The organism is Methylobacter sp. Wu8 (genome assembly GCF_036440755.1).
Lineage (GTDB): Bacteria > Pseudomonadota > Gammaproteobacteria > Methylococcales > Methylomonadaceae > Methylobacter_A > Methylobacter_A tundripaludum_A.
The window spans coordinates 164,836-181,046 of record NZ_JAZGVT010000073.1; the positions used below are offsets into that span (position 1 = coordinate 164,836).

The 16,211-nt window shown below is 50.3% G+C and carries 11 protein-coding genes; 10 read left to right on the forward strand and 1 reads right to left on the reverse strand.

Annotated elements, in window-relative coordinates; genetic code table 11:
- Window positions 1–210 precede the first annotated feature (210 nt).
- Window positions 211–1,818 (forward strand): protein adenylyltransferase SelO family protein, encoded by a 1,608-nt coding sequence (locus V3O24_RS16470; RefSeq protein ID WP_331308055.1) that lies wholly within the window; start codon window positions 211–213, stop codon window positions 1,816–1,818.
- A 175-nt stretch (window positions 1,819–1,993) separates the two neighbouring features.
- Here the strand turns inward: V3O24_RS16470 and V3O24_RS16475 are convergent, their stop codons facing one another.
- Window positions 1,994–2,395: a hypothetical protein gene (locus V3O24_RS16475; protein ID WP_331308057.1), complete on the reverse strand. Its 402-nt coding sequence runs from the start codon at window positions 2,393–2,395 to the stop codon at window positions 1,994–1,996.
- A gap of 320 nt (window positions 2,396–2,715) precedes the next feature.
- Here V3O24_RS16475 and mfd point away from each other — a divergent pair, with 320 nt between their 5' ends.
- From mfd to V3O24_RS16520, 9 genes are all read left to right on the forward strand, one after another.
- The gene (mfd, locus tag V3O24_RS16480; protein WP_331308059.1) at window positions 2,716–6,183 is read left to right on the forward strand and encodes a transcription-repair coupling factor; all 3,468 of its coding nucleotides are present in this window, start codon (window positions 2,716–2,718) and stop codon (window positions 6,181–6,183) included.
- On the forward strand, window positions 6,180–6,722 hold the full coding sequence (locus V3O24_RS16485) for a CsiV family protein (protein ID WP_331308060.1): 543 nt from the start codon (window positions 6,180–6,182) through the stop codon (window positions 6,720–6,722). The genes mfd and V3O24_RS16485 overlap by 4 nt, the downstream gene beginning before the upstream one ends.
- A 344-nt stretch (window positions 6,723–7,066) precedes the next feature.
- Complete coding sequence (locus tag V3O24_RS16490) at window positions 7,067–7,597, forward strand: PAS domain-containing protein (protein ID WP_104422442.1); 531 nt, start codon at window positions 7,067–7,069, stop codon at window positions 7,595–7,597.
- Window positions 7,578–9,335 carry a methyl-accepting chemotaxis protein gene (locus tag V3O24_RS16495; protein ID WP_331308061.1) on the forward strand — a complete coding sequence of 586 codons (1,758 nt, stop codon included), beginning with the start codon at window positions 7,578–7,580 and terminating at the stop codon, window positions 9,333–9,335. The genes V3O24_RS16490 and V3O24_RS16495 overlap by 20 nt, the downstream gene beginning before the upstream one ends.
- Window positions 9,336–9,718: 383 nt before the next feature.
- Window positions 9,719–12,232 carry a methyl-accepting chemotaxis protein gene (locus V3O24_RS16500; protein WP_331308062.1) on the forward strand — a complete coding sequence of 838 codons (2,514 nt, stop codon included), beginning with the start codon at window positions 9,719–9,721 and terminating at the stop codon, window positions 12,230–12,232.
- Between the two features lie 215 nt (window positions 12,233–12,447).
- A complete protein-coding gene (miaB, locus tag V3O24_RS16505; protein ID WP_331308063.1) occupies window positions 12,448–13,794 on the forward strand; it encodes a tRNA (N6-isopentenyl adenosine(37)-C2)-methylthiotransferase MiaB in 1,347 nt (448 codons plus the stop codon).
- A gap of 24 nt (window positions 13,795–13,818) precedes the next feature.
- Window positions 13,819–14,793, forward strand: coding sequence for a PhoH family protein (locus V3O24_RS16510; RefSeq protein WP_104422445.1), 975 nt, complete (start codon window positions 13,819–13,821; stop codon window positions 14,791–14,793).
- On the forward strand, window positions 14,790–15,242 hold the full coding sequence (gene ybeY / locus V3O24_RS16515; RefSeq protein ID WP_331308064.1) for an rRNA maturation RNase YbeY: 453 nt from the start codon (window positions 14,790–14,792) through the stop codon (window positions 15,240–15,242). Before V3O24_RS16510 ends, ybeY begins: the two co-directional genes overlap by 4 nt.
- A 5-nt stretch (window positions 15,243–15,247) precedes the next feature.
- A complete protein-coding gene (locus tag V3O24_RS16520; protein WP_104422447.1) occupies window positions 15,248–16,090 on the forward strand; it encodes a transporter associated domain-containing protein in 843 nt (280 codons plus the stop codon).
- Window positions 16,091–16,211 lie beyond the last annotated feature (121 nt).

A 16,211-nucleotide genomic window follows, 5' to 3' on the forward strand; every position in this document is an offset into this window, starting at 1 on the left:
ATGGCGCACCGCCACACAAAGCGGAGGGTTTTTTAACGCCGCCATTTTAACTGAATATCAACGAGAATTCATGTTTAACGCTAGAATAAGACTAAATTGCCATGAGCTGTTCGCCGAATCCGTATGTGATGCCATGATTGTACGGAAGAATTATTACCAACCGATGAAAACGCATGCGGGCAGCCGCTTGCCGACAAAAGAGCGAAATAAATGAATTCTCAAACAACGACGTCCGGGCTCGATGACTTGATCTTCGATAACCGTTTTATACGCGAGTTACCTGCCGACTATGAAACCGTTAATAATCGCCGCCAGGTTCTTAGCGCCTGTTATTCGCGGGTGTCGCCAACCAAAGTCGCCGATCCGCGGATGGTTGCTTATTCCAGGGAAGTTGCAGAACTGCTGGATTTGAGCCCGGAAGATTGCGAGTCGGCCGATTTTACCCAGGTATTTGCCGGTAATCGCTTGTTGCCCGGCATGGAGCCTTACGCAACCTGCTACGGCGGTCACCAGTTCGGCAACTGGGCGGGACAGCTCGGTGACGGCCGCGCGATTAATCTGGGCGAAGTAGTCAATCGCCAAGGCGAGCACTGGACCTTGCAGCTGAAAGGCGCGGGCGAAACGCCTTATTCAAGGAATGCTGACGGTTTGGCGGTGCTGCGCTCCTCGGTGCGCGAGTTTTTGTGCAGCGAAGCCATGCATCATCTGGGCGTGCCGACCACGCGGGCATTGAGCTTGATACTGACCGGCGAGGAAGTTATCCGGGATATGTTTTACAACGGCAATCCGCAGCCCGAACCGGGCGCGGTAGTTTGCCGGGTTGCGCCATCGTTTACCCGCTTTGGCAACTTCCAGATTTTTGCCGCCAGGGGCGAGATAGAGCTGCTGAAAAAACTGGTCGATTACACCATCCGCACCGACTTTCCGCATTTGGGCGAGCCGTCATTCGACGTTTATCTCAAATGGTTTGAAGAAGTCTGCCGCAGAACGGCGGAAATGATCGTGCACTGGCAGCGCGTCGGCTTCGTTCACGGCGTGATGAACACCGACAATATGTCGATACTCGGCCTCACCATAGACTACGGTCCCTACGGCTGGCTGGAAAATTACGACCCCAACTGGACGCCCAACACCACCGATGCGGCGGACCGCCGCTACCGTTTCGGCAACCAGCCGCAAATCGCTTTCTGGAATTTGGGGCAGCTGGCCAATGCGATCTATCCGCTGATAGAACAGGTTGAGCCCCTGCAACAGGCGATTAATGCCTATAAAGACACCTTTGAGCGGGGCTGGCAAAAAATGGTCGCCGACAAGCTGGGGCTTAATGCCTATGATCCGGCTACCGATAAGGAATTACACACCGAGCTGTTGATCCTGTTGCAAACGGTCGAAACGGACATGACCATTTTTTACCGCAAGCTCGGCATGCTGGTCATGGACGCTGAACTCGGCAATGAAGCTTTGATGGCGCCGCTGATGGAAGCCTATTATGTGCCGGAGCAGCTAACCGATGAATACAAGGCCCGTCTTGGCAACTGGCTTAAATCTTACATCAAGCGGGTGCAAAACTCCGGCGTTACCGATGAGGTGCGAATCAAGACCATGAATGCGGCGAATCCCAACTATGTACTGAGAAATTATTTGGCGCAACTGGCGATAGACAAGGCGGAGCAGGGTGATTTTTCGATGGTTAACGAGTTGTTGGAATTATTGCGTCATCCCTATGACGATCAGCCTGGCAAGGAAGAGTTCGCTTTAAAACGCCCGGACTGGGCGAGGCAACGGGCCGGGTGTTCTATGTTGTCGTGCAGTTCTTAATGCGCATGCGGCAACATTTGGACGGAAGGCTTGCCGATCAATGCATTCCGGCGTTGAAACGCCGCTTTATTTGTTTGCCGTCATAATGTTTATGACGGATTCCTCTTCACCTGGGCGGCGTTTGCTTTGCGCGGCCGTAAGGAAGAAGAATCCAGGCTATGAGCTTGATTCTCGATTATTTTATCTTAATCAGTTCCTTGTCGCCGCTGGAAAAGTGGCATTTGCCTACGGTAAATGTGCCGCAATCTTTCGACTCTTCCACCTTCGCGCCGTTCGGGCTAAGTTTGATTTTTAGTTCGCAGAAACTGGCCGAGCTTTCAGAATGTTTTTTCAGCAGCAATTCGTTCTCGCCTGTGCTTTTGGCTTTGCCGGAAATGGTCTCGGAACAGTGGGCGATGCCGGCTTCTTGGGCAGTGGCTTCAAAGTCTACGTCAGCGCTGACGGTGTAATCGTCGTCGATTTTGGTGACTTTTAAGTGGCGCACATAGTCGCCATCGCGCAACACGTAATGATCGGTAGCGGCGTTTACGTTGCCGGAAATCAGCATCGCAACAGTCAGAAACAAACTTTTTTTCATAATGGCGTCTCTCTTTATTTGATTTAAATTTGATCAACATGGGGCGGATGATAGTTCATTGCCGTTCATGCCGTCTTTGAATGTACTTGGCACAACTCGGGGTATTGTACCCCAGTGCAGGCGGTTACTAAAAGGCGGGACAATGATGATTAAAAAACTACACACAGCACACTATGTGTCTGCGCTTGTTCTATAGTCCAAGCGCCAGCCAACTTATGCGATTATAATATTAAGCGTGATTCCAGTTTAGGCTGGCCGAGATTCGTGGCGTGATGCGCCTTAACTGCATATTCCCATACGGCATATGGGAACGGAACATAATGGCTAACAACTTAATTTTCTCTCCTAAAACGCCGCAAAAACAAGATCAAATACTGATCTGGGCGGGCTTAACCGGCTGCGGCGATTCGTTGGCGCTGGCTTCAGCCATTAAAAATGAAGACCGTCTGTTTGTCATGGTCACGCCGGATAATCAGACCGCCTTGCGGCTTGAACATGAATTGTCGTTCTTCTTACAGGGCGAGCACCCCATTTTGAATTTCCCCGATTGGGAAACCTTGCCTTACGATGTTTTCTCGCCGCTGCCGGAAATCATCTCTGAACGGCTCAAAACCTTGGCCTTGTTGCCGCAGGTGAAGCGCGGCGCGCTGGTGGTTTCGGTGACGACGCTGATGCACCGGTTGGCGCCCCGTGAGCATGTTCTGGCCAACAGTTTTGCGGTTAAGGTCGGCGACGATTTTAACCTGGAGCTGAACCGCCTGAAGCTGGAAAGCGTCGGCTATCATTGCGTATCTCAGGTTTACCAGCACGGCGAATTTGCGGTCAGGGGGTCGATAGTCGATTTGTTCCCGATGGGCGGCAAGGCGCCGTATCGCATCGAGTTATTCGATGAGGAAATCGAATCCATCCGTACATTCGACCCTGAAACGCAGCGGTCATTGGAAAAAATTGACCGGATTCAGCTGTTCCCCGCGCGGGAATTCCCGTTTACCGATGAGGCCATCAAGCATTTTCGCCAGGCTTTCAGAGATGCTTTCCCGGAAACTTCGCCGAAAAACCATTTTTATATGGATGTCAGCAAAGGCATCACGCCCGGCGGCATTGAATATTACTTGCCGTTGTTTGTCGATCGAATGGCTACATTGTTCGATTACCTGCCGAAGTCGGCGGTTTTGGTGACGGCGGATAGTTTTGCCGCGACCGCCCAGGCTTTTTATGCCGAAGCCGAAGACCGGTTTCAGCAACGGAAATACGATGTGGACAGACCGTTGTTGAAACCGGAACTGCTGTTTTTATCGACCGATGAGCTGGCGCAAAGAACCGAAGCATTTGCCCGTATTACGCTTGGCGGCATAGCTGCCAAGGATACCGGCAGCATCGTTTTCAACTGCCGTCAGCTGCCCAATGTCACCATCGATGCGAAAGTGGAACAGCCGGCCCTGGCGTTGCAGCAGTTTGTAAATGGTTTTGACGGCAAGATTTTGTTTGTCTCGGAATCGGCAGGACGCCGGGAAGCCTTGATGGACAAATTAAGGCAGTACAAGATTATCGTGAAGCAGGTGGAAAGCTGGGACAAGTTTCTCCAGTCCGAAGTGTCGCCGTGTCTTCTGGTTGCGCCGATGGATCATGGCTTGTGGCTCGAAAATCCGGCCATCGCGATCATCACCGAAAACCTGTTGTCCGGCGAAAAAGTTCAGCAACGGCGCAGGCGGCGCAAGTCCGGGGCGCATGAGCTGGAAAATATCGTCAATAACCTGAATGAACTGACTATCGGTTCGCCGGTCGTGCATCAGGAACATGGCGTCGGCCGTTACTTAGGCTTGCAGACTTTGGAGATCGGCGGAGTCGCGTCGGAATTTTTGACGCTGGAATACGCCAATAACGACAAACTTTATGTACCGGTTTCATCGCTGCATGTGATCGGCCGTTACACCGGCATGAGCGCGGAAAATGCGCCTTTGCACAAACTGGGCGGCGATCAGTGGAGCAAAGCCAAGCAAAAAGCCATTAAGCGTATCCGGGATGTCGCCGCGGAATTGCTGGAGATCCATGCCAAACGGGCGGTCAAGCAAGGCCACGCGTTTGATGTCGAAAATGTCGAATATGCGGCGTTTGCCGACGCGTTCCCGTTTGAAGAAACGCCGGATCAACAGACCGCGATCGAGGCGATATTGGACGACATGGCCAGCCCTCAGCCGATGGACAGGGTGATTTGCGGTGACGTCGGTTTCGGTAAAACCGAGGTGTCGATGCGCGCGGCGTTTATTGCGGTGCAAAACGGCAAGCAGGTGGCGGTCTTGGTGCCGACTACCTTGTTGGCGCAACAGCATTACCAGAATTTCCGCGACCGCTTTGCCGACTGGCCGGTTCGCGTCGAGGTGCTGTCGCGTTTTGTCAGCCCCAAGCAGCAAAAAGAAATTACCGATGACCTGGAGCAGGGCAAGGTCGATATAGTGATCGGTACGCATAAATTATTGTCGAAAGAAATCAAATACAAAGCGCTGGGGCTGGTGGTGATTGACGAGGAACACCGTTTCGGCGTGACGCAGAAAGAACATTTCAAAAAGCTGCGCAATGAACTGGATATGTTGACGCTGACCGCAACGCCTATTCCGCGCACTTTGAATATGGCGATGTCGGGTCTCCGGGATATTTCCATTATCGCCAGCCCGCCGCCTAACCGTCATGCGATCAAGACCTTTATCAGCGAATGGATCGATGCACAGATCAGGGAGGCCTGTTTGCGCGAGATCAAGCGTGGCGGCCAGGTGTTTTTCTTGCATAACGACGTTAAATCGATGGAAAAAATGGCCAGGGAGCTCGAAGCGCTGGTGCCCGAGGCGCGGATCGAGATTGCGCACGGACAAATGCCGGAGCGGGAGCTGGAACGCATCATGCTGGATTTTTATCACCAGCGTTTTAACCTGCTGTTGTGCTCTACGATTATTGAAAGCGGCATCGACATACCCAGCGCCAATACGATCATCATCAATCGCGCCGATAAATTGGGCCTGGCGCAGTTGCATCAGTTGCGCGGCCGGGTCGGGCGTTCGCATCATCGGGCTTACGCCTATTTTGTCGTGCCGCCGAAATCCTTATTGAGCAAAGACGCGATTAAACGGCTGGAAGCGGTCGAGGCATCCGGCGATTTGGGCGCCGGTTTTATGTTGTCGTCGCATGACATGGAAATTCGCGGCGCGGGCGAATTGCTCGGCGATGACCAAAGCGGGCAGATTCAGGAAATCGGTTTTACTCTGTATACCGAGCTGTTGGAGCGCGCGGTCGATGCGCTAAAATCCGGCAAACAGCCGGAGCTCGAAACCCCGATAGACCGGGGGCCGGAAGTCGATCTTCAAGCATCGGCGCTGATCCCGGAAGACTATCTTCCTGATATTCATGGCCGGCTGGTGTTGTATAAGCGCATCTCCAATACCGAAACCAAGGACGATTTACGTGAATTGCAGGTGGAAATGATCGATCGTTTCGGCTTATTCCCCGAGCAGGTAAAGACGTTGTTCAGCGTCGCCGAATTAAAGCAGCAGGCCGAAAAAATGGGCGTCAAGAAAATAGAGGCCAATGCCGGCGGCGGGCGCATTATTTTTTCTGCGACGCCTAATATCAATACCGACCAGCTGATTTCGCTGATACAAACCCAGGCCCAGGTTTATAAATTCGATGGGGCCGACAAGTTAAGGTTCAGTAAACCGTTTGAAACGACCGAGCAGAAGCTTGAGTTTATAACCGGTTTGCTGGATAAATTAACCCTTAAACCGGCGGATAAAAAATGACGATAATTAAAATAATGGCCTACAGTTTGACGGCAATGCTGGTTTTTTTCAGTAACCGGCTTTTAGCTGAAGATGGCGCTTATCAAATAGAGTTGATCATATTCTCGCAAGCGATGCCCAACTCCGAGGTGTTTGAACAGGCCGCCAGCCAGATTAAGTGGCCATCCGCGTTGACGGAACTGAGCGCTTATAAAAAACCGGGTGCTACAACGCTGGATGAGAGTTATGACGCATTATCGAAAGTCCCGGTTTACCGGCCTATCCTGCATGTCGCCTGGATTCAGCCAATTGGCGGCGGAGGGTTAGCCGCTCCCGTGCATATTCAGGGTGCGGACGGCAAGTTGGACGGTTATTTCCAGATGCAACACGATCAGGGCCTGCAAATGACGGTTGATTTGGAGCTGGGTTCTCGTTTTGACGGCGATTCGGGGAAGGCGGTGATTTACCGCTTAAATGAAAAGCGATTCATTAAACTGAATGAGCTCTATTATCTGGATCATCCCAAATTCGGGGCTGTCGTAAAAATCAGTCTTTTATAAAGCCTACACCCAAGTGTGGTGTTGAAAAATTGGAGTATCGGTTTTTTTATGTTATTAAGATCAAGTCGGAATAGAGGCGGTATTAGAATTCCCAGTGAGCAGAGGGGGGTTGTTCTTGCGAGCATTATAGGAGCCTGATTTTAAGGCGGAGGACGGATAACTTTTGGCAAGAAATTGGCCGGATCGGGAATGATCGGTTTTTTTTGAATACGGATATGATTGTTTATCTGATGTTTGATAAAAATAAACTGACTGACAAGTTTGCTAAAGAACCGCAAATGCTTTGTTAGCCGAATAATTAACTGACGATTGCGTGGGTATAGGGCAATTACTGAGGAAAAATAATGAAGAGAAAAGAAATCATTCCGACAAGTAAGGAACGGTTAATGCGGGAGCAGGATTTCATTGTTTCCAAAACTGACCTGACAGGGCGGATTACTTACGGAAACGATATTTTTATCGAGTTTTCGGGATACGAGGAACACGAGCTTTTGGGTAGTCAGCACAACATTATTCGTCACCCTGATATGCCGAGGGCGGTATTTAAGTTGTTGTGGGATTATCTGGCGGAAGACAAGGAGATATTCGCCTATGTTAAAAACATGTCGAAAGATGGCGGGTTTTACTGGGTGTTTACTCACGTAGCGCCGATGAAAGACAAAAACAAACAAAAGATAGGCTACAGCTCTGTGCGCCGTATGCCTAATCCTAAGGCTATTCCGATTGTGACGGATGTGTATCGAGCCATGCTGGATGCCGAACGTAACGCGGGGCCGAAGGATGCTATGGCGGCGTCAGGCGCAGTATTGGGTAATGTATTAAAAGAAAAAGGCGTTACTTACGAGGAGCTTATCAATGTCTTACAGTCACTTTAAGAATAATGAAGCTATCGCCTTAGCGGTAGTCGCTTGTTGCTGGACCGGTTCGTTGGTTTATGGGTGGATGCCTGTTTTGACCGGAGGTAATGTTATCACGCCGTCTTTATTGACGGTGGCATCGGTTTTATCGGTCGTTTGGTGGCGTAAATCAATATCAGCCGATCAGTTGTTGTTGAAGAAGTTACTGAGCGCAAGCAAGGAATGGAGGCAGGGATCTGTCGATGTCAGGGTTACCTATATCGGCGGAAAAGATAGGCCGCTCCAACAGCTCGCCTGGTTGCTGAACGATTTGATGGATCAGGTCGAAACTGCACAGACAGATATGTATTATTCGCTGGCCTATGTCATCTATGGCGATTTTACCCGGAAGAGCTATCCCGAAGGCTTGCATGGCGGGTTTGCGACAGCGCTGAAACAACTGAATGCCGTCGCAAAAACGCTGTCCGTGACTACAAACGCTATTACCGAATTAATGAACGCCCTTGCTGAAGGCGACTTTAACAAAAGGGTTAATGTTAATGTCGAAGGCGAATACAAGCTCGCGGTAGAGCACGCCATGCAAGCCATGCAGGCTATGCAGTCGATGCTGGGCGATGTAGGCAATGTCATGCACAGCGTGGCGCAAGGCGATATCAGTCAGCGGGTTCAGGCCGAAGGGCGTGGCGATCTCGGCAAACTGAAAGACGATATTAACCTTTCGCTTGATGCCTTGGGCAGTTTGAATGACATATCGGTTATTGCCAGTGCATTGTCGGAAGGTGACTTGACTAAAACGATCAGCAAGGACTACCCCGGCACTTTCGGCGCCGTGATTGCCGGCATGAACAGCACTGTCGAAAACCTCAGGGGGCTGGTCGAAGAAATCAAGGATTCCACCAACAACATCAATACTGCCGCCAAAGAAATTGCAGCGGGTAACAACGATTTGTCACACCGTACCGAAGAGCAGGCGGCCAGTTTGGAAGAAACCGCCGCCAGCATGGAAGAGCTGACTTCCACAGTGCAGTTAAACGCAAAAAACGCTCAATATGCCAACCAGCTTGCTGTCGGCGCGACCGATATTGCAGGCAAGGGTGTTGCAGTGGTGGAGCAGGTAGTGACGACGATGGAAGATATTAATGAGTCTTCTCGCAAAATTGTCGATATCATCACGGTGATTGACAGCATTGCTTTCCAGACCAATATTCTTGCCCTCAATGCCGCGGTGGAGGCGGCCCGCGCCGGTGAGCAGGGCCGTGGTTTCGCGGTGGTGGCTGGCGAGGTGCGTAATCTTGCCCAGCGCGCCGCTGCCGCGGCAGGCGAAATAAAAAACCTGATTGGCGATTCGGTAGAAAAGGTTGAGGACGGCACCAAGCTGGTTGCCCAGGCCGGAAAGACCATGGAGGAAATTGTTAGCGCCATTCGCGGTGTTACCGTCATTATGTCGGAGATTAGATCCGCTTCCGTTGAACAAACTTCCGGCATCGAACAGGTTAATCAGGCGATCGGGCAAATGGATGAAGTGACGCAGCAAAACGCCGCCCTGGTCGAGCAGGCAGCGGCGGCTGCCGAATCGCTGGAAGAACAGGCGCAAAATTTGTCAGTCACGGTTGGGCGCTTTACTGTCGATAATGGTTTAGGCGGTTCTCAAAGTTTTCCGCGTGTAATGACGCCGGCGGTAAGTAAAAGTCCAACTCCGGCCAAGGTGAAACCGCAGTTGCAGCCGGTTACCAGCGATGAATGGGAGGAGTTTTAGAGCGGTAGACAAGAAAGGGAGTGTAAGTAAATGTCGCTATCTGATTTTGTTTAAGTAATCTTCAGGTTATAATAATCGCCGTTTACTCCCTCCCAACATCAATCTTATTTTAATCCTAATGATTTCCCCCTTCATCCCCACATTTGTCCTGAATGTGACCGGTTTGGCGATCAGGAGTTGAAAGTGATTACTGTCAATCAACGCAACACTAAGCCGCCTCTAACAACAGCAGTAACCACTCCTTGCTATCGCCGCAAGAGCTACGGAATGACCGCGCTTTTTGCGGTATGGCTTGCTTATAGCGCTTGTGCATTGGGCTGGTTCATATTGGAAGCGCCGGCCGGTGAACACTGCACAAATAATGTTTATTAGATTAAGGAAAAATGATGAATGATCAAGAAGACTTGCTAAAGCCTATTCGTACCAAAGTGGACGGTGTAATGATGATTACAGTGGTCACCGTATTTTTGGTTACGGTAGTTGTTGGACTGGTTTATGACGGGATAGTTTTTAGCTTGGCGGTTGGCCTCCCGGCCGTAGTCATCCCTTTTTTAATATGGCGTTCAACGCCGGGTACGCTGATCTCGAGACTGGCGATGGCAAGCGCATTTGTCATTCAGATCGCGATCCAAATTCAAGTCAGTCATGGCCTGATAGAAATACACTTCGGTCTGTTTGTAGTGCTTGCCTTTTTATTGGCTTACCGGGATTGGCGGCCGATTATTTTTGCTACGGGGTTGGTTGCTGTTCATCATTTGGCTTGTAACTACTTGCAAAGTATGCAGTTAGATGTGTGGGTGTTCCGTAATGGACCAAACTTCGGTGTTGTGCTGCTTCATGCGGCATACTTGGTATTTGAAGCGGTAATTTTAGTGTTTTTGGCGGTCCAGTTAAGGATTGAAGGTATTGAATCAGCAACGGTCGCTTTCCTGGCAAACCGAATTGGCAATGGCGATTTGAGTTCCAAAATTGACACGGGTCGAAATAATGGAACCGAAGGAACGTTGCAGTCAATGAAAGCCATGCAGGATTCTATTAACAGCTTTGTCGTCGCTCAGGGTGTTATGGCGCAAAAGCACGCTGAGGGATGGATTCACGAGCAAATCGACGCCGCCCAGTTTCCCGGCACTTACGGCAAGATGGCGAAAGAGATTAATGAGCTGGTAGCAAGCCACGTCGCCGTAAAAATGCAGGTGGTTGATATTGTTTCGCAATACGCCAGGGGGGATTTTTCCCGTGACATGGATCGTTTGCCCGGCGATAAAGCCAAGGTGACAGCCGCCGTAGACGCCGTTAAAACAGCTTTGCTGGGTATCAATAATGAAATCAAAACGCTCGCAGAAGCGGGGGCTAAAGGTGATTTTTCATGCCGTGCCCACGCGGATAACTACGAGTTCCTGTTTAAAGATATTTTGACCGACCTGAATACTTTGATTGAAACCTGCGATTCAGGCTTTAGCGATATAGAGCGTGTTGCAAAAGCGCTGGCTCAAGGCGATTTAACGCAAACTATCAGCCAAAATTACCCGGGCGCTTTTGGTCAAGTCAAAGAAGCTGTCAATGAAACGGTGGAAAACCTCAAAAATACCATAGGCGGAATCAGGGACTCCGTCGACACGATTAGCAACGCGGCTAAAGAAATTGCAGCGGGTAATAATGATTTGTCGCATCGCACCGAAGAGCAAGCGGCGAGTCTGGAAGAAACCGCCGCCAGCATGGAAGAGTTGACCTCCACCGTGCAGCAAAACAGCGAAAACGCCAAGCACGCGAGCCGACTTGCGGTCAGCGCATCGGACATCGCCGGACGGGGGGTCAATGCAGTCAGCGAAGTCGTAACGACAATGGAAGGCATCAACCAAGCCTCAAGCAAGATTGTGGACATCATTTCAGTGATCGACAGCATTGCCTTCCAAACCAATATTCTTGCGCTCAACGCCGCAGTGGAAGCGGCTCGCGCCGGTGAACAAGGCCGGGGTTTTGCCGTTGTGGCCGTAGAAGTCCGCAATCTGGCGCAACGCGCCTCGGCTGCTGCGGGAGAAATTAAAAACCTGATTGGCGATTCGGTGGAAAGGGTTGAGGACGGTAGTAAACTGGTCGCCCAGGCCGGGAAAACCATGCAGGAAATCGTCAGTTCCATTCGCAGTGTGACTACTATCATGTCCGAGATCAGCGCCGCTTCGGTTGAGCAAACCTCGGGCATCGAGCAGGTTAACCAGGCCATTACTCAAATGGACGACGTGACTCAGCAAAATGCCGCCTTGGTAGAGCAAGCCGCAGCTGCCTCAGAATCGCTGGAAGAGCAAACCGAACACTTGTCGGCCGCGGTAGCGAGTTTCAAATTGCACGGTAGCTCACAGGTTGCTGATAGTTCCGTTAAGACTAAGTCGGTCGCTTATAGTCAAGCTGACAGAAAAAGCGCGCCGGTTAAGATCGAGACCTATAAAAATGCGCCGGTGTCAGATGAAGTCGGTATAGATTTGGATAAAGCGCTTGAGCAGCATTCCGAGTGGAAGGTCAAACTGCGTGCGGCTATATCAAAACGTGAACAGATGGATGTTGCGACTATTTCAAAAGACGATTGCTGTGAGTTAGGTAAATGGCTGCACGGTGGAGCCAAGCCCCAGCTTAGCCATAAGCCAAGTTATTCCGAATGTGTGTCTAAACATGCGGCCTTCCATATCGAGGCCGGTAGAGTAGCCGCTATGATCAATGCAAAAAAATTCAGCGAGGCGGAAACCATGCTCGGCACCGGATCCCCTTTTGTTTCTGCATCGACCGCAGTCGGGGTTGCAATTATGCGGTTAAAAAAAGACGTCAAATCTCCCTCAAGCACGGCGGTCGTCAAGCCAAAATCTCAAGTGACGACAGCAAACGCCGATGAATGGGAAGAGTTTTAGGGCTAAACTACTTGTTTAAACTGTCTTCAGGTTATAATTATCATCGTTTCGGCATTGCCTGAACCGCCACTTTATCTGTGTCTATACAGTCGTACAAAGCTCTGGACAATTGTCCTGGGCTTTTTTGCTATCTGCCGTCTCAATAGAATCAAGAAACGGGCTTTAAATTGAGGGGTTAAGCCCCAATGCTTTTCGGAAGATTTATTTATAAAAATATGACACAAAAACTTTATATTCAAACCAACGGTTGCCAGATGAACGAGTACGATTCCGAAAAGATGCGGGATGTGCTCAATACCTCGCATGGATTTGAATTGATTGACGACCCGAAACAAGCAGATGTCTTGTTGCTGAATACCTGCTCGATACGCGAAAAAGCGCAGGAAAAAGTCTTTTCGGCTTTGGGTAAATGGCGCAAGATTAAAGACAAGCGTCCCGACGTAATTATCGGTGTCGGCGGCTGTGTCGCCAGCCAGGAAGGCGCGGCTATCCAAAAGCGTGCTCCGTTTGTGGACATTGTGTTCGGACCGCAAACCCTGCACCGTTTGCCTCAGCTGCTGGATCAGGCGCGCAGCCAGCAAAAGCCCGTCGTTGATGTCTCCTTTCCTGAAATAGAAAAATTCGATGCGTTGCCGGAGCCAAGAGCGGAAGGCCCGAAAGCCTTTGTTTCGGTGATGGAAGGTTGCAGCAAATATTGTACGTTCTGCGTGGTGCCTTACACTCGCGGTGAAGAGATCAGCCGTCCGCTGGATGACGTAATCGCCGAAATTAGCGCCTTGGCCAAACAAGGCGTTAGGGAAGTCAATCTGCTAGGCCAAAACGTCAATGCCTATCGGGGCGTCATGGACGATGGCGACATCGCCGATTTTGCCTTATTGCTGCATTATGTGGCGGCGGTGGAGGGTATAGACCGGATTCGTTTTACCACCTCGCATCCGATGGAATTCACCGACGAGTTGATCGAGGCTTTCGCCGAAATTCCGCAACTGGTTGACCATCTGCATTTGCCGGTGCAAAGCGGCAGCAACCATATCTTGAAAATGATGAAGCGCGGACATACGCGCGCCGACTATATTGAGATCATCCGCAAGTTGCGCGCGGTGCGGCCCCATATTTATTTGTCATCGGATTTCATTATCGGTTTTCCCGGTGAAACCGATGCCGAGTTTGAAGAAACCATGTCGTTCATTGAAGAAATCGGCTTCGACTTGTCATTCAGTTTTGTTTACAGTCAGCGCCCTGGAACGCCGGCGGCCGATTTGCCGGATGACGTGCCGGCGGAAGTTAAAAAACAGCGTTTGGAACGGTTTCAAAACCGCATTAATGAAATGACGGCGGCGATTTCACAGAGCATGATCGGCACCGTGCAAACGGTTTTGGTTGAGGGGCAGTCTAAAAAGAATCCGCTGCAAATGCAGGGCAGAACCGAGAATAATCGGGTGGTTAATTTTATCGGTCATCCCCGGTTGGCTGGGCAGTTTGTCGATGTATTGATTGCCGAGGCTTTGCCTAATTCCTTGCGCGGTCGTATAGTCACCACTTCCTCCAATTCTTCTTGGTAAAACATGCTTGGTAACAATTGATTTATGATTTCACAGGAAATTTCCTTAGGCCCAGCCGATAATGGCCGGTTGTCCAATTTTTGCGGTCAATTCGATGCGCATTTGCGGCAGATTGAATCGCGTCTTCAAGTTGAAATTGCCAATCGCGGCAACCAGTTCAGGGTGACTGGGTTAGACAGTTCGGTAAAAGCGGCTTGCGCCGTCATGCAGAAGTTGTTTGCCAGCACCGAGAAAGAGCAACTGACAGCAGAATTGGTTCATTTGGCCATGCAGGATTCATCGATCGACGAGCTGTTGGATGCCCCGGCAACGTCAGCTCAGCAAAATGTAAGCATCAAGACCAAGTGCGGAATGATCCGGGGGCGAGGGATTAACCAGCAAGAATATCTGCGGAAAATCATGACGCATGATATTAATTTCGGGGTGGGACCGGCAGGAACCGGCAAAACCTATTTGGCGGTCGCTTGCGCGATTGAGGCATTGCAAAGCGAGAAGGTCAAAAAAATTATTCTGGTGCGTCCTGCTGTAGAGGCCGGTGAAAAACTGGGTTTTCTGCCGGGCGATATGGCGCAAAAAGTCGATCCTTATCTACGGCCTTTGTATGACGCGCTGTACGACATGCTCGGTTTTGAGCGTGTTGAGAAAATGATCGACAAAGGCATTATCGAGGTTGCGCCGCTGGCTTTCATGCGCGGCAGGACGCTGAATGATGCTTTTATTATCCTGGACGAGGCGCAAAATACCACCATCGAGCAGATCAAGATGTTTCTGACCCGCGTGGGATTCGGATCGACGGCTGTGGTTACCGGGGACGTTACCCAAATCGATTTACCCTCGGAAAAAATGTCCGGCCTACGGCATGTGCTTGAAGTGTTAAAGAATGTTGACGGCATCAGTTTTACTTTTTTCGATGTGCGTGATGTGGTCAGGCACCCCTTGGTGCAACGCATCGTTTCCGCTTATGAAGCCTATGAAAAGAGCGGCAAGGCTGAGTCGTGAACAACATAGAGATCCAAGCTGTGTTTGAATCGGAAGGCCGGCCGGATCAACAACAAATCCAGTGTTGGGTCGATGCGGCATTGGATGGACATAATCAGGACACCGAGATTGTGGTGCGTATTGTTGATGAGCAGGAAAGCGCCGAACTCAATGAACAGTATCGCCATAAATCAGGCCCGACCAATATCCTCAGCTTTCCGGTTGACCTGCCTCCGGGTATCGAACTGAATTTGCTCGGCGATCTGGTCATCTGCGCGCCGGTACTGGAAAAAGAGGCGCAGGAACAAGGCAAGCTGCTGGCCGATCATTGGGCGCATATTGTCGTGCATGGCGTACTGCATTTGTTAGGCTATGATCACATCGACGACGCGGAAGCCGAGCTTATGGAAAACAAAGAAATAGCCATTTTAAACAAGTTACAGATAAATAATCCCTATAGTGAGGTATAAGACAAATGAGTGACGAACAACCCCCAAGTAGAAACTCCCCGCAGAAAAGCTGGGTCGATAAGATCAGCCATTTACTGACTGGGGAGCCGCAAGACCTTGAGGATCTACTTGAAATATTAAGAGAGGCACGGGAAAAACGCTTATTGGATACGGACGCTTTGTCCATGATTGAAGGCGTTTTGCAGGTGTCTCAAATGCGGGTCAGGGATATTATGATTCCCCGCATTCAAATGGTGGTCGTACCCAAAGACGCCGAACTGGAAACCATCATGCCGCTGGTTACGGAATTCGGGCACTCGCGTTACCCGGTCATTGACGGCGATCGGAGCAAGGTGGTCGGCGTGTTGCTAGCCAAAGATCTGCTGACACGCATCTTGGAAAATAAAACCCTGAAAGTTCATGAAATAATGCGCCCGTCATGCGTTGTTCCGGAAAGCAAGCGCTTGAATGTATTGCTTAAAGAATTGCGTACCAACGGTAATCACATGGCGATTGTTGTCGATGAATACGGTCAGTCGGCAGGCTTGGTCACCATTGAGGATGTGTTAGAGCAAATCGTCGGCGAGATTGAAGACGAGCACGACGAGCATGAAGACGAAGGCTATATTTTTCAGCGCAGCCAAAATGAATATATGATTAAAGCGCTGACGCCTATGGATGAGTTTGACGAATATTTTTCCACCCATCTCGCAACTGATGAGTACGATACCATCGGCGGATTTATTGTCAGCCAGCTTGAGCATATGCCCAAAAAGGGCGAGAGTCTGGTCGTAGATGCTATGAAATTTGAAGTTATTAGGGCGGATAGTCGGCGCGTACATTTACTCAAACTGAAAATAATTGACTAGAGCTGTCCACGAAAGGCACGAAAATATAAGGCTAAAGGCTAAAGGCTAAAGGCTAAAGGCTAAAGGCTAAAGGCTAAAGGCTAAAGGCTAAAGGCTAAAGGCTAAAGGCTAAAGGCTAAAG